Origin of the sequence: Brachybacterium huguangmaarense (assembly GCF_025725725.1) — a bacterium.
Classification (GTDB): domain Bacteria; phylum Actinomycetota; class Actinomycetes; order Actinomycetales; family Dermabacteraceae; genus Brachybacterium; species Brachybacterium huguangmaarense.
In genome coordinates, this window is record NZ_CP107020.1 from 2584342 (window position 1) to 2604941 (window position 20600).

At 74.7% G+C, this 20600-nt stretch carries 19 protein-coding genes and 1 riboswitch; of the genes, 18 read left to right on the forward strand and 1 reads right to left on the reverse strand.

All coding sequences use genetic code 11. The features are described 5' to 3' along the window. Positions 1 to 24: 24 nt before the first annotated feature. From BRM3_RS11875 to BRM3_RS11950, 16 genes are all read left to right on the forward strand, one after another. The gene (locus tag BRM3_RS11875) at positions 25 to 1116 is read left to right on the forward strand and encodes a site-2 protease family protein (protein ID WP_263593511.1); all 1092 of its coding nucleotides are present in this window, start codon (positions 25 to 27) and stop codon (positions 1114 to 1116) included. A 101-nt stretch (positions 1117 to 1217) separates the two neighbouring features. Beyond that, positions 1218 to 2321, forward strand: a complete 1104-nt coding sequence (locus BRM3_RS11880) for a tRNA (adenine-N1)-methyltransferase (RefSeq protein WP_263593512.1) — start codon at positions 1218 to 1220, stop codon at positions 2319 to 2321. Between the two features lie 37 nt (positions 2322 to 2358). Continuing rightward, positions 2359 to 3954: a proteasome ATPase gene (gene arc, locus BRM3_RS11885; RefSeq protein ID WP_263593513.1), complete on the forward strand. Its 1596-nt coding sequence runs from the start codon at positions 2359 to 2361 to the stop codon at positions 3952 to 3954. Next, positions 3947 to 5677 (forward strand): depupylase/deamidase Dop, encoded by a 1731-nt coding sequence (gene dop / locus BRM3_RS11890; protein ID WP_263593514.1) that lies wholly within the window; start codon positions 3947 to 3949, stop codon positions 5675 to 5677. Before arc ends, dop begins: the two co-directional genes overlap by 8 nt. Then, on the forward strand, positions 5674 to 5862 hold the full coding sequence (locus BRM3_RS11895) for a ubiquitin-like protein Pup (RefSeq protein ID WP_263593515.1): 189 nt from the start codon (positions 5674 to 5676) through the stop codon (positions 5860 to 5862). The genes dop and BRM3_RS11895 overlap by 4 nt, the downstream gene beginning before the upstream one ends. 4 nt (positions 5863 to 5866) lie before the next feature. Beyond that, positions 5867 to 7225, forward strand: a complete 1359-nt coding sequence (gene pafA / locus BRM3_RS11900) for a Pup--protein ligase (protein ID WP_263593516.1) — start codon at positions 5867 to 5869, stop codon at positions 7223 to 7225. A 77-nt stretch (positions 7226 to 7302) separates the two neighbouring features. Further along, the gene (locus tag BRM3_RS11905) at positions 7303 to 8241 is read left to right on the forward strand and encodes an FKBP-type peptidyl-prolyl cis-trans isomerase (RefSeq protein WP_263593517.1); all 939 of its coding nucleotides are present in this window, start codon (positions 7303 to 7305) and stop codon (positions 8239 to 8241) included. A gap of 30 nt (positions 8242 to 8271) precedes the next feature. After that, on the forward strand, positions 8272 to 8652 hold the full coding sequence (locus tag BRM3_RS11910) for an FKBP-type peptidyl-prolyl cis-trans isomerase (RefSeq protein ID WP_263593518.1): 381 nt from the start codon (positions 8272 to 8274) through the stop codon (positions 8650 to 8652). A gap of 10 nt (positions 8653 to 8662) precedes the next feature. Then, positions 8663 to 10768, forward strand: a complete 2106-nt coding sequence (locus tag BRM3_RS11915; RefSeq protein ID WP_263593519.1) for a primosomal protein N' family DNA-binding protein — start codon at positions 8663 to 8665, stop codon at positions 10766 to 10768. 50 nt (positions 10769 to 10818) lie between these two features. Further along, a complete protein-coding gene (fmt, locus tag BRM3_RS11920) occupies positions 10819 to 11778 on the forward strand; it encodes a methionyl-tRNA formyltransferase (RefSeq protein WP_263593520.1) in 960 nt (319 codons plus the stop codon). Then, positions 11775 to 13409 carry an RsmB/NOP family class I SAM-dependent RNA methyltransferase gene (locus tag BRM3_RS11925; protein WP_263593521.1) on the forward strand — a complete coding sequence of 545 codons (1635 nt, stop codon included), beginning with the start codon at positions 11775 to 11777 and terminating at the stop codon, positions 13407 to 13409. The genes fmt and BRM3_RS11925 overlap by 4 nt, the downstream gene beginning before the upstream one ends. Continuing rightward, positions 13406 to 14077, forward strand: a complete 672-nt coding sequence (rpe, locus tag BRM3_RS11930; RefSeq protein WP_263593522.1) for a ribulose-phosphate 3-epimerase — start codon at positions 13406 to 13408, stop codon at positions 14075 to 14077. Before BRM3_RS11925 ends, rpe begins: the two co-directional genes overlap by 4 nt. Positions 14078 to 14153: 76 nt before the next feature. Beyond that, positions 14154 to 14274, forward strand: a riboswitch (FMN riboswitch). Positions 14275 to 14374: 100 nt separating this feature from the next. Next, positions 14375 to 15079 (forward strand): nicotinamide riboside transporter PnuC, encoded by a 705-nt coding sequence (pnuC, locus tag BRM3_RS11935; protein ID WP_263593523.1) that lies wholly within the window; start codon positions 14375 to 14377, stop codon positions 15077 to 15079. A gap of 78 nt (positions 15080 to 15157) precedes the next feature. Next, the gene (locus BRM3_RS11940) at positions 15158 to 15421 is read left to right on the forward strand and encodes a phosphoribosyl-ATP diphosphatase (protein WP_263593524.1); all 264 of its coding nucleotides are present in this window, start codon (positions 15158 to 15160) and stop codon (positions 15419 to 15421) included. 106 nt (positions 15422 to 15527) lie between these two features. Next, positions 15528 to 16385 (forward strand): ATP phosphoribosyltransferase, encoded by an 858-nt coding sequence (hisG, locus tag BRM3_RS11945; RefSeq protein WP_263593525.1) that lies wholly within the window; start codon positions 15528 to 15530, stop codon positions 16383 to 16385. 1 nt (position 16386) lies between these two features. Continuing rightward, a complete protein-coding gene (locus tag BRM3_RS11950) occupies positions 16387 to 16857 on the forward strand; it encodes a PH domain-containing protein (protein WP_263593526.1) in 471 nt (156 codons plus the stop codon). A gap of 40 nt (positions 16858 to 16897) precedes the next feature. On the opposite strand, the gene BRM3_RS11955 is transcribed toward BRM3_RS11950, so the two are convergent. Next, positions 16898 to 18016, reverse strand: coding sequence for a DUF3866 family protein (locus BRM3_RS11955; protein ID WP_263593527.1), 1119 nt, complete (start codon positions 18014 to 18016; stop codon positions 16898 to 16900). Positions 18017 to 18095: 79 nt separating this feature from the next. On the opposite strand from BRM3_RS11955, the gene BRM3_RS11960 reads away from it, so the two are divergent. Together BRM3_RS11960 and tatA are read left to right on the forward strand one after the other, a co-directional pair. Continuing rightward, positions 18096 to 20117, forward strand: coding sequence for a WYL domain-containing transcriptional regulator (locus BRM3_RS11960; protein ID WP_263593528.1), 2022 nt, complete (start codon positions 18096 to 18098; stop codon positions 20115 to 20117). Positions 20118 to 20215: 98 nt separating this feature from the next. Continuing rightward, entirely contained in the window at positions 20216 to 20521 is a 306-nt protein-coding gene (gene tatA / locus BRM3_RS11965; protein ID WP_263593529.1) for a Sec-independent protein translocase subunit TatA, read from the forward strand. Positions 20522 to 20600: the final 79 nt, after the last annotated feature.

Below are 20600 nucleotides of genomic sequence, written 5' to 3' on the forward strand. Positions count from 1 at the left end.
CGCCGTCTCGAGAAGGGTCCGTCCATGAGTGCTCCCACCCTGAGGATCGGGGCCCTGCCGCCGATCCAGGTCTCCGGGGGCACCCTCGTCACGGTCGCCCTGCTCGCGGTCATCGTGTACCCCGCGCTCGCGGCCCGGGGCGACCTGGGCCCGACGACGGCCCTGACCGTGGCCGTGCTCATCGGGGTGTTCGTGATCGTCTCGGTCCTGCTCCACGAGGCCGCGCACGCGCTGACCGCCCACGCCTTCGGCGCTCGCGTCGAGCACATCGCGCTGACCCTGTGGGGCGGGCACACCCAGTACCGGGCCGGGGCGATGGGGTCCTTCGCCTCCGCCGTCGTCTCGCTCGCCGGCCCCGCGACCAACGCCGTGCTCGCGCTGCTCGCGACCGCGCTCGGCCCCCTCGTCGCGGCCCAGCCGGCGCTCGCGGTGTTCGTCGCCTACGGGGGCATCCTCAACTGGGGGCTCGCGATCTTCAACCTCCTTCCCGGCCTGCCCATGGACGGCGGACGGGCCGTCGAGGCCATCCTGGGCGGCGTGCTGCGCCGCCCCGCGCTCGGCACCCGCATCACCGCCTGGATCGGACGCGCCATCGCCGTCGCCGTGCTCGTGATCCCGCTCGTCCGCCTCGCCCGCAGCCCCGGCTCGGTGGACCTGCTGCTGCTCGTGTGGGCCGTGATCATCGGCACGACCCTGTGGCAGGGTGCGACCGCCGCGCTGCGCGGAGCCCGCCTCGAGGGGCGCATGCAGGAGCTCGATCCGACGAGCCTCGCCCGCCCGGTGCTCGTCGTGCCCTCGGGCACTGCGCTGTCCGAGCTGCCCGCCGGCATCGACCCCGGAGCCGTGCTGGTCCTCGACCCCGACGGCCAGGGCCGGGCGCTCGACCCGACCGCGCTCGCCTCCGTGCCCCCGGCCGCGCGCGGCGCCACGCCCGTCGGCGCCGTGAGCCGCGGCATCGGCCGCGTGGTCGCGGTGCCCGCCGACATCGCGGGGGCGCTGCTCGTCGAGCAGGTGATGGACGACCCGCGCTCCCTGCGCCTCCTGGTCGACGCACAGGGCCGCCCGCGGGGCCTGCTGAGCCCCGACGACCTCGCCCGCCACCTCCAGCAGCGCTGACGGCGGCGGGAGGGGGGCGCGCCCCGAGCCGGGCGCGAGCGCGTTCTGCCACGAGATGAGCGCCGCCGCCTCGTCCGCGCCGCGCACCTAGACTGGTGAGCATGACCTCACCTGCCGGCGACCCCTCGCACCCGTCCGCCGCGACCGCCCCGGGCGCCGCCGCGGAGACGACCCTCGCGTCGCCCGAGACCGCGCCTGTCGGCCCCCGCCTCGACCGCACCGGACCCTTCGTCGTCGGCGACAAGGTCCAGCTCGCCGACGCCAAGAACCGGCTGCACACGATCACCCTCAAGGACGGCGGCCAGTTCCACAGCCATCGCGGCGTGCTCCACCACGACCTGCTGATCGGCGCGGAGGACGGCACCGTCGTCGAGGACTCCCAGGGCACCCGGTACCAGGCGCTGCGCCCCCTCTACAGCGACTACATGCTGTCGATGCCGCGCGGCGCCGCGATCATCTACCCCAAGGACAGCGCCCAGATCCTCATGTGGGGGGACATCTTCCCCGGCGCCCGCGTGCTCGAGGCCGGCGTCGGCTCGGGCGGCCTGACCACCGCGCTGCTGCGCGCCGTCGGCCCGGACGGCAGCGTGCACTCGATCGAGCGCCGCGGCGAGTTCGCCGAGGTCGCCCGCGAGAACGTCGAGACCTACTTCGGCGGACCGCACCCCGCGTGGACCCTGAGCCTCGGCGACTTCCAGGACACCGCCCTCGAGCTCGCCGCCGACGGCCCGTGCGCCGACCGCGTCGTGCTCGACATGCTCGCCCCGTGGGAGTGCGTCGACGCCGCCGCGACGGCGCTCGTCTCGGGCGGGGTGTTCCTCGCCTACGTCGCCACGGTCACCCAGCTCTCGCGCACCGCCGAGGCCCTGCGCGACCACGGCGAGTTCACCGAGCCGTCCGCGTGGGAGTCGTTCGTGCGGCCGTGGCACCTCGAAGGGCTCGCCGTGCGCCCCGAGCACCGCATGAACGCGCACACGGGGTTCCTGCTGACCGCGCGCCGTGCCGCCCACGGCGTCCAGGCGCTCACCCGCAGCCGGCGCCCCGCCCCCGGCTCCCAGCTCGCCGAGGAGCTCGCCCACCCCGACAACGACGGCTTCGGCGGCTCGGACACGACCTGGACCGCGGAGGACCTGGGGGAGCGGGGCGTAACCCCCCGCAAGGTCAAGCGGGCCCTGCGCGACATCCGCCAGGGCCGCGACCGCTGAGACACGCCGCCCCCATCCCGCACATCATCGTCGAAGAATGAGCATCGTGAAGACCTATCAGGACCTGACCACCGAGCTGGAGAAGTACGCCGCGCAGAACGACCGCCTGGTTGCGAGCCTCCGCTCGGCGCGTGCCCAGATCGTGCAGCTGCGGTCCGACCTCGAGCGCATCGGCGACCCGCCCAACTCGTACGCGACGTTCCTGCGCGCAGCCGAGGGGACCACGGTCGACGTGCTGCACAACGGCCGGCGCCTGCGCATCGCGACGAGCGCCGAGCTCGACCTGCCCGCGCTCGTGCCCGGCACCGAGCTGCGGCTGAACGAGTCGCTCGTCGCGGTCGAGGCCGTCGCCCGGCAGGACGCCGGGAGCGTCGTGACCGTGCTCGAGGATCTGCCCGACGGTCGCGTCCTGGTCCAGGTCGCGAGCGAGGACCAGCGAGCCCTGCGGCGCTCGGGCGAGCTCGCCGACGTGTCCCTGCACCCCGGCGACCACGTGCTCGTCGACCTCAAGTCCCAGATGGTGCTCGAGGAGATCGAGCGCGCCGAGATCACCGACCTCGTGCTCGAGCAGATCCCGGACATCTCCTTCGAGGACATCGGCGGCCTGGCCGAGCAGATCGAGACCATCCGCGACGCCGTCGAGCTGCCGTTCCTCCACCAGGGCCTGTACCGCGAGTACGGGCTGCGCCCGCCCAAGGGCGTGCTGCTGTACGGCCCGCCCGGATGCGGCAAGACGATGATCGCCAAGGCCGTCGCCCACGAGCTCGCGGTCCGCTCCGCCGAGGCGCGCGGGGTCGACGCCGCCGAGGCGCTGCGCGGCAGCTACTTCCTCAACGTCAAGGGCCCCGAGCTGCTCAACAAGTACGTCGGCGAGACCGAGCGGTCCATCCGGCTCGTGTTCGAGCGCGCCCGCGAGCGGGCGAGCGCCGGCAACCCCGTCGTGGTGTTCTTCGACGAGATGGAGTCGCTGTTCCGCACGCGCGGCACGGGCGTCTCGAGCGACGTCGAGACGACGATCGTGCCCCAGCTGCTCGCCGAGATTGACGGCGTCGAGAGCCTCGAGAACGTGATCGTGATCGGCGCCTCCAACCGCGAGGACATGATCGACCCGGCGATCCTGCGCCCCGGCCGCCTCGACGTGAAGGTCCGCGTGCGCCGCCCCGACGCGGGCGCGGCCCGCGAGATCCTCGCCCTCTACCTCGACGAGCGGGTCCCGTTGCGCGAGGACGCGACGGCGCTGCTCGACCTCGCGATCGAGCTGATCTACGCCGACGGACCCGCGACCGCCTTCGTGCGCCTGGACTACTCCGACGGGAGCAGCGAGGTCCTGCACTTCAAGGACTTCGTCTCCGGCGCTACCCTGCGCAACATCGTCGACCGGGCGAAGAAGAACGCGGTCAAGGACTTCCTCGCCACGGGCGTGGCCGGGATCTCCGGAGCCCACCTGCGCGCCGCCGTCGAGGACGAGTTCGCCGAGAACGAGGACCTGCCCTCGGGCGCCCACCCGGACGACTGGGCGCGTATCTCCGGGCGGCGCGGCCGCCGCGTCGAGCAGGTGGCGCCGCTGCACGGCGCCCTCGACGAGCTGCCCGGCGTGGGCGCCTCGAGCGACGCGGAGACGATCGATGCCTGAGCCGCGGTCCGACGCCCGCCTCACGACGCGCCGTGTGATGGGCATCGAGACGGAGTTCGGGGTGCTGCACGCCGACGCCGCCCAGCGCGCCGAGCCGGCCGCGACGTCGGCGATCATGCTCTCCCACCTCGCGGTCGGCGCCTACGCGCTGCTCGGCGACGACCCCGCCCGCCGCGGTCGCCGCGTGCGCTGGGACTACGGCGACGAGACGCCCCTGCGGGACGCCCGCGGCTTCGAGCTGACGCGCGCCGCCGCGCACCCCACCCAGCTCACCGACCAGGTGCGCGACGCGCACGTGCCGATGATGGACGTGCCCAGCGTGGACGCCGACGCGCCGCTCCCGGCCCGCGAGGAGGCGCCCGAGGGCGACGACTCGGCGATCCTGGCCTGGGCCGTGCGCCGCTCGGTCGGCAACGCCGTGCTCTCCAACGGCGCCCGCCTCTACGTCGACCACGCCCACCCCGAGTACTCCTCGCCCGAGGTCACGTCGGCCCGCGAGGGTCTCGTCTACGACCGCGCGGGCGAGCTCATCGCGGTCGAGGCGATGCGCCGACTCGACGCCGCCGAGCGCGTGCCCTCGGTCGTGCTGTACAAGAACAACACCGACTCCAAGGGCGCCTCGTACGGCACCCACGAGAACTACCTGCTCGACCGCGACATCCCCTTCGGGGGCGTCGTCGAGGCGCTCGTCCCGTTCTTCGCGACGCGCGCCGTGATCACGGGCTCGGGCCGGGTGGGGATCGGCACCCGCGGGCAGCAGCCCGGCTTCCAGATCTCCTCGCGCGCCGACTTCTTCGAGGCCGAGGTCGGTCTCGAGACGACCCTGAACCGCCCGATCGTCAACTCGCGCGACGAGCCCCATGCCGACGCCCGGCGCCACCGGCGCCTGCACGTCATCATCGGCGACGCGACCCTGGTCGAGACCGCCACCTACCTCAAGCTCGGCATCACGAGCCTCGTGCTCGCGGCGCTCGAGGCCGAGCACCGGGACGGGACGGCGATCCTCCCGCGGATCTCGCTCGCCGACCCCGTCGAGGCCGTGCACGCCGTCAGCCACGACCCGACGCTGCGCGTCACGGTCGCCACGACCGACGGCGAGCAGCTCACGGCGCTCCAGATCCAGCGTCGCTACGCCGAGGCGATCGCGGCGCACGCCGACCGGTCGGACCCGGAGACCGCCGACGTCCTCGCCCAGTGGACCGAGCTGCTCGACCTGCTCGCGGAGGACCCGCGCCGTGCCGCCGATCGCGTCGAGTGGGCCGCCAAGCTCACCCTGCTCGACGGCTACCGCCAGCGCCACGGCCTCACCTGGGACGACCCGCGCCTGATGATGATCGACCTGCAGTTCTCCGACCTGCGCCCCGAGCGCAGCCTGTACGCACGGCTGCGCGCGGGGGGATCCGTCCGCACCCTCGTGGCAGACGAGGAGGTCGCGCGGGCCGTCCACGAGCCGCCCGCGACCACGCGCGCCCACCTGCGCGGCGCGCTCATCGCGGCCCATCCCGACGCCGTCACCTCCGCCGGCTGGGACGTCCTCACCCTCGCGGGCGCCACGAGCGGAGCCCGGCTGCGCCTGGCCGACCCGCTCCTGGGGAGCGCCGACTGGTGCACGGAGCACGGCATCGACCCCTCGTCCGACCCCGACACGGTGCTCGCCGCCCTGCGTCGCGCCGTCGCGGACCCGCCCTCCATCCACCACCCCCGACACGAGGAGCAGTCATGACCCAGCAGTCCCTGAACGGCCCCGGCCCCGGCGACGACGAGGAGACCGGCGACCTCGCCGCGGGCGCCGGCCAGACCTTCGCCTCCGCCCAGGCGAGCGACGACCTGCTCGACGAGATCGACTCCGTGCTGGAGTCCAACGCCGAGACCTTCGTGCGGTCCTTCGTCCAGAAGGGCGGCCAGTGAGCCGATGAAGCGTCGCGTCGGAGGTCTGGAGACCGAGTACGGGCTCGTGTGCGTGCGTGCGGACGGCCAGCGGGCGCTCGAGCCCGAGGCGGCCGCGCGCGAGCTGTTCCGCCCCGTGGTCGCGATGGGCCGCTCCTCGAACGTGTTCCTGCGCAACGCCGCCCGGCTCTACCTCGACGTCGGCTCCCACCCGGAGTACGCGACCGCCGAGTGCGACGACTGGTGGGACCTCGTCGCGCAGGACCGCGCGGGCGAGCGGATCTTCGCCGACTACGCGCATCAGGCCAACGAGGCCCTCGCCGCGCGCGGCGAGGACGCCCGGATCCACCTGCTCAAGAACAACGTCGACTCCGCGGGCAACTCCTTCGGCAGCCACGAGAACTACCTCGTGGACCGGCGGGGCGAGTTCACCCGGCTGCCCCAGCACCTGCTGCCCTTCCTCATCACCCGCCAGATGATCACGGGCGCCGGCGGCGTGGTGCGGGACGACGACGGAGCCCGCTTCGTGTTCTCGCGCCGCAGCGACCACATGTGGGAGGCGGTGTCCTCGGCCACCACCCGCACGCGCCCCATCATCAACACGCGCGACGAGCCACACGGCGACGCGACCCGCTTCCGCCGCCTGCACGTGATCGTCGGCGACTCGACGATGTCCGAGGTCTCGACGTGGCTGCGCTTTGCCACGACCGACCTCGTGCTGCGCCTCATCGAGTCCGGCCGCACCCTGCAGGACCTGCGCCTGGCCGACCCGATCGCCGCGATCCGCGCCGTCTCGCGCGACCTCACGGGCCGGGCGCCCGTGGCCCTGGCCGACGGCCGGACCATGACCGCCCTCGAGATCCAGCACCGCTGCCTCGACCAGGTGCGCGCGGTGGCCGACGACGCCGACGCCGAGGTGCTCGCGACCTGGGAGCGCGCGCTCTCGGACGTCGAGACGGGCGACCTCTCCTGGGCCGCGACCCATCTCGACTGGGCCATCAAGCAGCGCCTGCTCACGACGACCGCCGAGCGCCGAGGCCTCACCCTCGACTCCGCGCAGATCCAGCGCCTCGACCTCGCCTACCACGACATCGACCCCGAGCACGGGCTCTTCTACGCGCTCCAGCGCCGCGGGGGCGCCCCCTCCGTGCTCGACGAGGACCGCATCGACCGGGCCCGCACGACCGCCCCCGCCACGACCCGCGCGCACCTGCGCGGGCAGGTGGTCACGGCCGCCCAGGACCTGGGGGTCGACCACGTCGTCGACTGGACCACGATGCGCCTCGCCCGCGCGGGCGCCATGCCGGTGCAGGTGCTCGACCCCTTCGCGACGGCGTCGGAGGCGGTCGACGCCCTCCTCGCCGAGATCCGCGCCACCGCCTGACCCCTCCTGCTCCCGCCGGACCGTCAGGGTCCCCGCGTAGTCTGTCCCGGCCCGCCCACCACCGAAAGGCCCTCTCCGTGATCCGTCGCCGGACCCTGCTCAGCTCCGCTCTCGCCGCCGGCGCCGCCCTCGGCCTCGCCGCGTGCGGGAGCGAGGGCGCAGACGACGCCGCCTCGACCTCCGCCGGCTCGGACGGCGACGTGCTGTCCCAGGTCACCTTCGGCGGCGAGCCGGGCGCCGAGCCCACCGTCAGCTTCACCGCCCCGCTGAGCTTCACGAGCACGGCCTCGCGCATCGTCACCCCGGGCGACGGCGACGCGATCGGCGAGCGCGACATGCTCGCGCTGCAGACCATGCTCGTCAACGCGGCGGACGGCTCGACGCTCCAGTCCTCGTGGCAGGGCGCGCCCGCGAGCTATCTCGCCGTGAACGGAGAGGGCACCGACAAGGACACCGCCGCGTTCCTGCAGAGCGCCACGATCGGCAGCCGCATCGCGATGCTCGGCTCCGTGCGCAGCCAGTCCGGCGCCTCCTACGACGTCATCCAGGTCTCCGACATCGTCTCCAAGGCGCTCACGCGCGCCGAGGGCGCCCCGCAGCCCGTACCGGAGGGCATGCCCGCCTTCACCCTCGCCGACGACGGCGCCCCTGCGCTGAGCGGCACCCCCGACATGGCCGTGCCCGACACGACCGCCCAGGCGGTCACGATCGTCGGCACGGGCGCGGAGACGGCCGCCGGTGACGCGCTCGCGATGCACTACACGGGCTGGAAGCTCTCCGACGGCACCCAGTTCGACTCCTCGTGGGCCCGCGGCGCACCGTTCGGCTTCACGCTCGGTCAGGGCCAGGTCATCACCGGCTGGGACGAGAGCCTGGTCGGCAAGACCGTCGGCAGCCAGGTCCTGCTCGTGATCCCGCCCGCGGAGGCCTACGGAGGCCAGGACAACGAGCTGGCCGAGGAGACCCTCATCTTCGTCGCCGACATCCTCGGCGCGACCGCCCCCGCCGGGTCCTGACCCCGGCCCCACCCCTTCGAAAGGAACCCCATGGACCGCAGCAAGCCCGAGATCGAGTTCCCCGGCACGGACACCCCGACGGAGCTCGTCGTGATCGACGAGATCGAGGGGGAGGGCGAGGAGGCCCGCCGCGGCGACGTCGTCGACGTGCACTACGTGGGCGTCTCCCACGGCAGCGGTGAGGAGTTCGACGCGTCCTGGAACCGCGGCGAGCCGCTGCGCTTCCAGCTCGGCGTCGGCCAGGTCATCGCCGGCTGGGACCAGGGCGTCCAGGGCATGCGGGTCGGCGGCCGTCGCCGCCTCGAGATCCCCGCCCACCTGGCTTACGGGGACCACGGCGCCCCGCCCGTGATCGCCCCCGGCGAGTCGCTCGTCTTCGTGTGCGACCTCGTCGACGTGCACCGCCGCTGAGCCCTCCGGCATGACCGCGCAGGACCAGGAGGGCCTCTTCGGCGACCCCGCCGATCAGGCCCTCCGTCTGCGCACGACCGCGGGCTTCGACCTCGCCGACAGCGATCCCGTCGCCGAGGTCCGCCTGCTGGGCCCGCTGCCTCACCTCGACCGGCCCTTCGAGTACGCGGTCACCGCCGAGACCGCCGCCGCGGCGCCCGGCATGCGCGTCAAGGTGCGCTTCTCCGGGCAGGAGATGGACGCCGTCGTGCTGTCCCGACGCACGACGCCCACCACCGACCGGCCGCTCGCCCCGCTGCGACGCCTCGTCTCCGAGGACGTCGTCCTCAGCCCCGCCCTGCTGCGGGTGTGCGCCGACGTCGCCGAGCGCTACGCGGGCACTGTCGGCGACGTGCTGCGCCTGGCCCTGCCGCCGCGCCACGCGCGCGCCGAGAAGGCCGACCGGGCCGCCGCGGCCCGCGAGGCCGAAGGAGACGCGGAGGCGACGGAGGCGGCGGAGGCGTCTGACGAGAGCTCCACGCCCGAGACGGCGGCGCCCGACGACGAGCACCCCGCGCCGCCGTCCGCGATGGCCCGCTACCCGGGGCTCGCCGCCCTCATCGCGCGGGCGGGGTCCGCGGAGGGGCCGGTGCCCCGCGCCGGCATCGTGCTCGAGCCCGTGGACGCCTGGACGGACGTCACGGCGGACGCGATCGGCGCTCTCGCCCCCGGCCGCGGCGCTCTCGTGGTCGCCCCCGACCAGCGCGACGTCTCGCGCCTGAGCGCCGTCCTGACGGGCCGCGGCATCGACCACGAGGTGCTCGGGAGCTCCGACGGCCCCGAGCGCCGCTACCGTGCGTTCCTGCGCATCCTGCGCGGCGCGTCCCGGATCGTGATCGGCACCCGCTCGGCCGCCTTCGCCCCCGTGCACGACCTGGCCCTCATGATCCTGTGGGACGCGGCCGACGACCTGCTCGAGGAACCCCGCGCCCCGTACCCGCACGCCCTCACGGTCCTGCAGTGCCGGTCCTCGGAGGAGCGGGCGGCCCTGCTGCTGCTGTCGAGCTCGCTCCCGGCGACCGCCGCGGCGCTCGCCGAGCACGGCTATCTGCGCCCTCTCGAGCCCGTCCCCGCGCCGCTCGTCACGGTGCGTCCCCGGATCCAGGCGATGGACGACTACCTGCGCGAGCGGGAGGGCCCCTCGGGACGCTCCCGGCTGCCGAGCGAGGCGATGCGCCTGATCCGCACCGCCCTGGACCGGGGCCCGGTGCTGGTCCAGGTGCCCCGCAGCGGCTACGTGCCCGCGATCGCGTGCAGCTTCTGCGGCACCCGCTGCGTCTGCCCCACGTGCTCGGCGCCGCTGTCGCTCACCGGTCGCGGCGGCCCGCTGCTGTGCCGCGTGTGCGGGCGCCGCGAGGACGGCTATCGCTGCCCCGAATGCGACCGCACCCAGGTGCGCGCGGTCGTCATCGGCTCCTCGCGCACCGCGGAGGAGCTGCGACGGGCCTTCCCCGAGGTGCCCTTCCGGGTGGCCGGGGGCGCGCACGGCGCCGTCGCCGACGACGACGTGCCCGACGGCGCGATCGTGGTCGCGACCCCGGGCGCCGAGCCCGCGCCCGCCGCCGGCTACGCGGCGGCGCTCCTGCTCGACGCCGACGCGATGCTCGCGCGCGCCTCCTACGACGCGGACGTCGAGGCCGTGCGCCGATGGAGCAACGCGATCGCCCTGGTCCGCACCGCCGACGACGGGGGAGAGGTGCTCGTGGTCGGCACCTCCACCCTCCCGGCCATCCGCGACCTCGTCGCCCACCGCTCGCGCGTGTTCCTCGACCGGGTGCTCGCCGACCGCCGCACGCTCGACCTTCCCCCCTTCGCCAAGGTCGCCGAGATCACGGGCGACCGCGAGGCGTGCCGCGGCTTCCTCGCCGACGCCGCGCTGCCCGAGGGCACCGCCGTGTTCGGCCCCGTCGACGTCCCCCTGGACGACGACCGCATCGCCTCGCGCGCGGTGGTCCGGATCGAGGCGGCGCGCTCCCGCGAGCTGCTCGCCGCGCTGCGCGCCCAGGTCGCGGCCCGCAGCGCCCGCAAGGCCTCTGGGCAGCTGCGCGTGCGCGTCGACCCGCCCGACGTGTTCTGACCCGCCGGCCCTCCGAGGCCGCCCCACGCCGTCACTAGGATGGACGCATCATGCGCCTGATCTTCGCCGGAACCCCCGACGCCTCCGTCCCCTCCCTGCGCGCCCTGCTCGCGGGCCCCCACGACGTCGTCGCGGTGCTCACCCGCCCCGACGCCCCGACGGGCCGCGGGCGCCGCCTGACCCCGAGCCCCGTGCGGGTCGTCGCCGAGGAGGCCGGGATCGAGGTCCTCACCCCGCGCACCCTGCGCGACGAGCAGATCCAGCAGCGGCTGCGCGAGCTCGAGCCCGACGCCGCGCCCGTCGTCGCCTACGGCGCGATCGTGCCACCGGGCGCCCTCGCCATCCCGCGCCACGGCTGGATCAACCTGCACTTCTCGGCGCTCCCGCGGTGGCGCGGCGCCGCCCCCGCCCAGCGCGCCGTGCTCGCCGGCCAGCACCACACGGGCCTGACCACGTTCCGCCTGGACGCCGGGCTCGACACGGGCGACGTGCTCGCCGTCGAGGAGACGGAGATCGGGGACACCGAGACCGCCGGCGAGCTGCTCGACCGGCTCGCGGTCACCGGCGCCGGGCTGCTCGCCCGCTCCCTCGACGCGATCGCCGACGGGAGCGCCCGCTTCACCCCGCAGAGCGAGGACGGCGCGAGCCACGCCGCCAAGCTCACCGCCGCCGAGGCCGTGATCGACTGGAGCCGCCCCCGCGAGCAGGTGAGCGCCCACATCCGCGGCATGAGCCCGCAGCCCGGGGCCTGGACCCTGCTGCGCGGGGACCGCACCAAGATCCTCGGCGTGACCGCGCAGACGCCCCCCGAGGACCTGCGCCTGGCCCCCGGCGCCCTGCACCCCACCAAGCGGGCTCTGTTCGTGGGCACCGGCACCGAGCCGCTCGCCCTCGGCACGATCTCCTCGCCCGGGCGGCGCCCCCTCGCCGGCGCCGACTGGGCGCGCGGCGCCGCCCTCGAGCCCGACATCCGCTTCACGACCCCCGAGACCGAGCAGGAGACCCGATGAGCCCGCGTGAGGACCAGCGTGGCCGCCGCGGCGGCCACGACGACGGCGGCCGCCCCGCGCGCCGCGGAGGACGCGACGCCCAGGGCCGCGAGCGCTCCGGCTCGCGCGGCGGCGGGGGACCGCGCCGCGGCTGGTCCGAGCATCGGCCCTCCGAGCGCTCCCGCACCGCGACCGCGCCGCGCCTCGCGGCCTACGAGGCCATGCGGGCCGTCGCGGACGACGACGCGTACGCCAACCTCGCCCTGCCCCGCATCCTGCGCCGTCACCGTCTGCACGGTCGCGACGCCGCCTTCGCGACCGAGCTGTTCTACGGCACCCTGCGCGCCCAGGGGCGCCTCGACGCGATCCTGCAGGCGTGCATCGACCGCCCCCTCGACGCCGTCGAGGACACCGTGCGCGACGTGCTCCGCCTCGGCGCCTACCAGCTGCTGGACATGGAGGTCGCGCCGCACGCCGCGACCTCGGAGACGGTGGCCCTGGCCCGCCAGGTGGTCGGCGCCGGCGCCGCCTCCTTCGTCAACGCGATCCTGCGCCGCGTCGGCGAGCGCACGCGCGAGCAGTGGCTGGCCGAGGTCGCCCCGCCGCGCGAGGACGACGAGGCCGCCCACCTCGCCGTCGTGCACTCCCACCCGGTGTGGGTGGTGCGCGCCCTGCGGGACGCGCTCGCGGCCCATGGCCGCGACCGCTCGGAGATCGACGCGCTGCTCGCCGCCCAGAACGCCGCGCCGTCGGTCTCCCTCGTCATGCGTCCCGGGCTGACCGATCTCGAGGAACTCATCGACGACGGCGCCGCGGCGGGCTCGCTGTCCCTGTTCGCCGCCGCGTGGCCCTCGGGCGACCCGGGCGGCATCGACCCCGTCCGCGAGGGACGCGCCGCCGTGCAGGACGAGGGCTCCCAGCTCATGGCGCTCGCCCTCGCGCTCGGCGCCGACGACCTCGTGCTCGGCGACGACGGGCACTGGCTGGACCTGTGCGCCGGCCCCGGCGGCAAGACGGCCCTGCTCGGCGGGCTCACCGTCGACCACGACGCCGACTTGCTCGCGGTCGAGGTGCAGCCCCACCGCACCGAGCTCGTCGACCGCGCGGTGCGGACCCTCGTCGAGGCGGGAGCCGACATCACGACCCGCACCGCCGACGGGCGCACGATCGGCGCCGAGCTGCCGGGCGCCTTCTCCCGCGTGCTCGCCGACGTGCCGTGCTCGGGGCTGGGAGCCCTGCGCCGCCGCCCGGAGTCCCGCTGGCGGCGCACGCCCGGCGACATCGGCCACCTCGGCGTGCTCCAGCGCGAGCTGCTCACGAGCGCCCTCGACGCCGCCGCTCCCGGCGGCGTGGTCGCCTATGTGACCTGCTCGCCCCACGTCGCCGAGACCCTGCTCGTGGTCGCGGACGTCCTGCGCCGCCGCGACGACGTCGAGCAGCTCGACGCGCGCGAGGCCGTGCGCGCCGGGGTGCGCGAGGAGGCGCGCGACCTCGACCTCGGCGCCGGCCCGAGCGTGCAGCTGTGGCCCCACGTGCACGGCACCGACGCCATGTTCCTCGCCCTGCTGCGACGGCGCGGCGGCGAGGGCTCGGCGTCCGCGACGCCGCCGACCGAGACCATCGACGACCCCGCCCAGGAGGCCCGGCCATGACCGCACCCGTGTCCATCAACCCCAGCGTCCTCAACAGCGACTTCATGCGCATCGGCGAGGAGCTCGACCGCATCGCCGACGCCGATCGCGCGCACATCGACGTCATGGACAACCACTTCGTCCCCAACCTCACGTTCGGGCCGAGCATGGTCGAGCAGATGGCGCGCCGCAGCCCCATCCCGCTCGACGCGCATCTCATGATCGCCGACGCCGACCGCCACGCCGTCGCCTACGCCGAGGCGGGCGCGGAATCGGTCACCTTCCACCTCGAGGCGGCGCAGGCCCCCGTGCGCCTGGCCCGCGAGCTGCACCGGGCGGGCGCGAAAGTCGGCGTCGCCCTGCGGCCCGCGACCCCCGTCGACCCGCTCCTGGACATCCTCGCCGAGTTCGACATGGTCCTGGTCATGACGGTCGAGCCCGGCTTCGGCGGCCAGAGCTTCCTGCCGTCGATGCTGCCCAAGATCCGCCGCGTGCGCGAGGCGGCGGGCACCGCCGGGCTCGAGCTGTCCGTGCAGGTCGACGGCGGCATCAACCGCACCACGATCGAGCAGGCCGCCGAGGCCGGCGCCGACGTGTTCGTCGCGGGCTCGGCCATCTACACGGCCGACGACGCGGCGGCGGAGATCGGCGCCCTGCGCGAGATCGCCGCGCGCCACCTCCACGTCTGAGGCGCCGCCGTCCGGCCGCCGGACCGCCGAGGGGACCTTCGTCCCGCCGGGCGTACGATGACGTCGTCACATCAGTGACGTGCTCCGGGGTCGGTGAAAGTCCGAGCCGGCGGTGATAGTCCGCGACCCGCACCCGTGCGGTGGAGCCGGTGGAACTCCGGCACCGACAGTCAAAGCCTGGATGAGAGGCGCACGTCCTGCTCGCCGTCGTCGGCGCGCCCTCGCGCGTCCGGCCCGACGGCGCGCCGGATCCTTTTCTCCCCGGAGCCACTGCTCCCGGTCGACGGAAAGGACATCATGGGAATCCTGCAGTGGCTCTTCGACGCCAAGATCGAGTTCGGACACGGCCAGTTCATCCTCTGGCGCGAGGTCCTCGGAAACCTCTTCGGGCTGCTCAGCGCGCTCGGAGGCATGCGGCGCAAGGTCTGGGCCTGGCCGCTCGGCATCATCGGCAACCTCCTCCTGCTCACCGTGTTCCTCGGCGCCGTGTTCGGCACCCCCAACCCGGTGAACCTGCTCGGGCAGGCCGGACGCCAGGTGATGTTCATCATCACGAGCGTGTACGGCTGGTACCGCTGGCGCCGTGCCAGCCAGGGCGGCGGCAGCGCGGTCGAGCCGCGCTGGGCCTCGTGGGGCACGCGCGCGCTCCTCGTGGTCGTGCTCGTCGCCGGCACCGCGCTGCTGACCCCGCTGTTCGGGGCGCTCGGCTCCTACCCGCCGGTGTGGGCCGACGCCTGGATCTTCATGGGCTCGCTCCTGGCCACCTACGGCATGGCCAAGGGGTGGACGGAGTTCTGGCTGATCTGGGTGGCCGTCGACATCGTCGGCGTGCCGCTGCTCGTGTCCGCCGGCTACTACGCGAGCGCGCTCATGTACGTGTTCTACGGCTGCTTCACGCTCACCGGGTTCTTCGTCTGGTGGCGGGTCAACCGCCGCGAGCGGGTCTCGGTCGAGACGGCCATGCCCGATCCGCGCGTGAGCCGCGAGCAGCTCCCGCGCTGAGGCCCGGCGGCGGGCTCCGGCGGCGGGGCGGGCGAGACGTGCGCCCGGTCCCGCCGCCGGAGCCGATACCCTGAGGGCGTGAAGGATTTCGAGGCGCTGTTCGCCCAGCTGCAGGAGACCGCCCGCACCCGGCCCGAGGGCTCCGGCACCGTCCGGGAGCTCGACACGGGCGTGCACGGCATCGGCAAGAAGATCGTCGAGGAGGCCGCCGAGGTGTGGATGGCCTGCGAGTACGAGACGCATGACGACGCCGCCCTCGAGATCTCCCAGCTGCTCTACCACGTGCAGGTGATGATGATCGCCAAGGACATCTCGCTCGAGGACGTCTACCGCAAGCTCTGAGGGCCCCACCGCCCCGTGCCATGGGCGCCCCGCCCCATCCCCTCATCTCTCGTCTCTCCCCCTCTTCCGACCGACCCGGCCGCGCCCCGCGGCCCCAGGAGGATCTGTGCTGCGCATCGCCGTCCCGAACAAGGGCGCCCTGTCCGAGCCCACCGCCGACCTGCTGCACGAGGCGGGCTACCGCCGCCGCACCTCGCTCAAGGAGCTCGTGCTGGTCGACGAGGAGAACGACGTCGAGCTGTTCTTCCTGCGCCCCCGCGACATCGCGGTGTACGTCGGCTCCGGCACGGTCGACGTGGGCGTGACCGGCCAGGACATGCTCGCCGACTCGCGCACCGCGGCCGACGTGCTCATGGAGCTCGGCTTCGCGCGCTCGACCTTCCGCTTCGCCGCCGACGCCGACGACCTGCGTGACGTCGGCTCGCTCGACGGGGCCCGCATCGCCACCAGCTACGAGAACCTCGTGGCCGACCATCTCGACGCGCTCGGCATCACCGCGACCGTCGTGCACCTCGACGGCGCCGTCGAGAGCTCGATCCGCCTGGGCGTCGCCGACGTCATCGCCGACGTCGTCGAGACCGGCACGACCCTGCGCCAGGCCGGGCTCGCGACCTTCGGCGAGCCCATCATGACGAGCCAGGCCGTGCTGTTCTCCCGGCCCGGGCTCGAGCTCGACGCCGCGGGCCGCCGTTCCCTCGAGGTCCTCGTGCGCCGTCTGCGCGGCGTGCTCGTGGCCCGCCAGTACGTGCTCATCGACTACGACATCCCGACCGCCCTCGTCGAGCGCGCCGTCGAGGTCACCCCCGGGTTCGAGTCGCCCACCGTCTCGCCGCTGCACGGCCGCGACTGGTCGGCCGTGCGCTCGATGGTCGAGCGCCGCCTGACCAACCAGGTGATGGACGACCTGTACGAGCTCGGCGCCCGGGCGATCCTCGTGACCCCGATCCAGGCCTGCCGGATCTGACATGGCCCCACCCGCTACGCCCGCACCCGCCGACGAGCCCGAGACGATCGTGTTCCGGCCCCGCCTGGCACGGCTCGTGGGCCTCGGCGTCGGGACCTTCGTGCTGGTCGCGATGCTGATCGCCGCGGTCGTGCTGTTCGAGGCGTTCACCCTCGCCGACAGCGTCGGCTTCGCCGCGCTCGGCATCGCCATCTGGTACTTCTGCTACCGCGAGGCGACCGTGCGGGTGACGGCGCGGCCCGACCGCCTCGTCGTCCGCAACCTCTTCACGACCCGCGAGCTCGAGTGGGCCGAGGTCGTCGCGGTGAGCTTCCCGCAGGGCGATCCGTGGGCGCACCTCGACCTGTCCGACGGCGACACGATCGCCACCATGGCTCTCCAGCGGGCCGACGGGGAGCAGGGCATCGCAGGCGCCCGCCGCCTGGCCGGCCTGGTCCACGAGCGCGGCGAGGCCGCGGGGCCTGCCGCCTGAGCTCCGGCTGCTGAGCGCCTCGTCCCCTGAGCACCTCGTCTCAGGGCGCGAGCTGGGCCGCGGCACGCCCCGCGAGCGCGGCGTAGACGAAGGCGTTGGGGTCCTCGTCGAGACCGCGCCCCATCGTGGAGAGCGTCACGGGGAACGACTCCAGCTCCTCCCAGAGCCCGTCGGGGTCGACCTCGCGCACCTCGTGCCGCAGACCGCGTGCCGCCGCCGGCGCGATGACAGTCTCTTCCAGCTGTTCTCGCACGATCGGATGGAAGACGGTGTGGAGAGCGGCGGGCCAGACGCCGAAGGTCGTGGGCACGTGCACGAGACGCCCGTAGGTGGTCGCGCTGTGGTGGGAGAGCCCGAGGTGCCGGTCGCGGGGATCGGCGTCCGAGACGCGCAGGGCCCCGATCGGGCGACCGCCGAGCGCGCCGGCGGCGTTGAGCACGTCGGCGGCCTGGAGCCCCGAGAAGCCCCAGCCGGTGCCGGTGCCGAGGTTGCCGGGGCCCTGGATCGCGATCGCGACGTCGGCGCCGACCACGTGGCGGGCCCCGAGCAGGGCCGAGGGGACGCTGACGGCCTCGAGGTCGCCGCCGAAGGCCTGCCCCGCGCTCACGCATGCGGCGAGGAGACCGGCCTCGCGCAGCGCGGCGACGGTCCGCGAGTACCAGGCCGGGAGCGCGGCCCCGTCGGTCAGCACGTAGGCCACGCGCGCCGCGGGCCTCGTGGCGCGGATGCCCGCCACGATCGCGGGCAGCGAGGAGTGCAGGTCCGCGGCCACCACCGACATGCCCGCGAGGTCGTCGGCCGCGCACATCGTCGCGTAGTGCTGCGAGGCGGGGTCGTCGATCGCGTCGACCATCACCTGCCCGGGCGTGTAGCGCGCCTTCATCATGTGGGCGGCGCCGACCGGGATCCCGTCGCTGCGCGCACCCGGGGCGTCCGGCCGGGCCACGACCAGGGCGTCGCCGCCCGTGCCCAGGTCGCGCCGCAGGGCGTTGGTGTTCAGCAGCACCGTCTCGCCGACCGCAGGGGAGCCCAGCAGCTCGGTGTAGGCGAGCGCCCTCAGGCTCTGCCCCGATCCGTCGTCGAGGGCCACCCGCATCCGGACCACGCCGGGCCAGGAGTCCACCAGCTCGCGGACCGTCCCGCGCTCCCACCGCATCATGGGGACCAAGCCTAGGGGCATCCCCACCGACCCCGCGCGTCGGCCCGCGGCCGTCCCCGCCGCTCGCTACCCTGGCCGGGTGCCTGCTCCCCGTGGCGTCGAACGCCTGCTCAACGTGATCATGACGATCGGCTCGCGCCGCCGGATCACGCGGGAGACCCTGTTCGAGGTCATCCCCGAGTACGCGGGCGCGACCTCGAAGGAGGCGGCCGAGCGCATGTTCGAGCGGGACAAGGCCGAGATCCTCCAGCTCGGGCTCGACCTGCGGACCGAGGTCGACGCGTGGGACGAGTCGGTCGTCCACTACCGCATCGCGCGCCGCGACGACCTGCCGGCCCTCGACGTCACGGCCGCCGAGTACACGGTGCTGCTCGCCGCCTCGCGCGCGTGGGACGAGACGACCGCCGGGGGAGCGGCCCGCCGCGTGCGCGCGAAGCTGCTGAGCCTGGGCCAGGACACCGACCCCGACCTCGTGCGACGCACGCCCCAGGGGGCCGTCGAGTCCCTGCCGGTGCTCGCCCCGCTGCTCGAGGCCGTCACCACGGCCCGCACCGTGTCCTTCCGCTACCGCGCCGCCTCGGGGCAGGCCACCGAGCGCCGCGTCGAGCCGTGGATCGTGGGCGTCGTGGACGGCCGCTGGTACGTGCTCGGCCACGACCTCGACCGGGACGCCCGCCGGCTCTTCCGGGCCTCGCGCATCGAGTCCTTCCCTCGGGTCGGGGGCCGGCGCACCCGCCCCGTGCCGCGCGACGTGACGCTCGCCGACGCGATCTCGGGGAGCGGCGCCGCCGACGACGAACGCGCCGAGGCGGTCCTCGACATCGTGCCCTTCAAGGCCCTCGCCCTGCGTGACGCCGCGGGGGCCGACGTCGAGACGCGCCGCGTCGCGCTCCCGGACGCCACCCGCACCGTCGCCCGGCGCCAGGTGCTCGGCGCCGCCCGCTGGGTGACCCTCGAGCGCCCCGCGGCGTGGCGCGAGGAGCTCCGCGCGACCTTCGGACACATCGCCGAGCTGCACGCGCCCGCCCCCGGGGACCCGGCCGAGCTCGTCGCCGCCTCCACGGCGCGGCCCCGCGCGGCCATCCAGGCGCGCCCCTCGAGCACCGACCATCTCTCGCGACTGATCTCCGAGGCGGCGTACGTGCTGTCGCGGGGCGAGGCCTCGCTCGCGGCGATGGCCGCGGAGTTCGGCATCGACGAGGAGCGCCTCGTGGCCGACCTGCAGATCCTCTTCGTGTGCGGGGACCTTGGCGCCGGCTGGGAGGACCTCATCGACGTCGAGTGGGAGGACGGCTGGGTGCGCGTGCACAACGCCGACGCCCTCGACGGCCCGCTGCGCCTGACGGCGGCCGAGGTGACGGCGCTGCTCGCGGGGCTGGCCGCCCTGAGCCCCGCCTCGGGCGACGAGGCGAGCGTGGTCGCGAGCGCACGTCGCAAGCTCGCGGCCCTCGTGCGCGACGACGCCGCCGAGCCGGACCTCGACCTTCCCGTGACCGCCGCCGAGGAGGCGGCGGACGGCCCAGTGGACCTGAGCCGCGGCGAGCGCATCGTCGCCGACGTCCAGCGCGCCCTGGCCGGCGAGGACCGGATCGTCATCCGCTACTCGCCCCCCGACCGTCTGGGCACGTCGGTGCGGCGGATCCGACCCGTCCGCCTCGAGACCACCACGGGCCGCGCCTACGTGAGGGCCGAGGACGAGACGGCCGCGGGAGAGCGCACGTTCCGCCTCGACCGGATCGTCGAGGTTGTGGGCGCAGATGAGGCCGTCGACAGCGCCGCAGCACCCGCGGACCCCGACCGCGACGTGCCCGGCCGGGCCGAGCCGAGCCCCCGCCCGGCCGAGGCCTGGCTGCGTCTCGAGCCCTCCGCGGCCTGGATCGCGGAGGCCTTCGACGCCGCCGAGGTGCGGGACCTCGCCGACCCCGAGCCGGGCGGCGTGCTGGCCCGTCTCGGGGATCCCGTGCGCTCGGCGCTGCTCGACGCCGTGATGGAGGCGGCGGGTGCCGCCGAGTTGCTCGCGCCACGCGACCTCAGAGATCAGATCGTGACCGTGGCGCGCGAGGCCGAGTGCCGCCACAGGGCCGCGGAGCCGGTAGGCTGAGGCCGTTCCGCGCGGGGTGCCATCGGTGAATCCCCAGGCGCATGTGGAACCATGCTGGAGCCGCCCGTCTGCGGCCACCGACGAAAGGAACTTCAACCATGGGTGCTCTCAAGCCCTGGCACATCATCGTCCTGGTGCTGCTCGTGCTGCTGCTGTTCGGCGCCGGCAAGCTGCCGAGCCTGGCCCGCAACGTCGGCAAGTCGATGCGCATCTTCAAGAGCGAGGTCGAGGAGCTCCGCGGCGACGAGAAGCCGGAGGACGAGGACGACGTCGTCGACCGTCGTCCGTCCACCACGAGCCGTGACCGCGACGCCGACCGCCGCGACCGCGAGTACGACGCCCGCTCCGAGGCCGAGCGCGAGCGGGTGCACGCGCGCGACGAGGACCCCTACCGCCGCGACTGAGCCGACGGCTCGATCCTCAGCTGTGACGGGTCCGGGTGCGAGGCGCCCGGACCCTCGACGTACGGAAGAAGTGGACGCC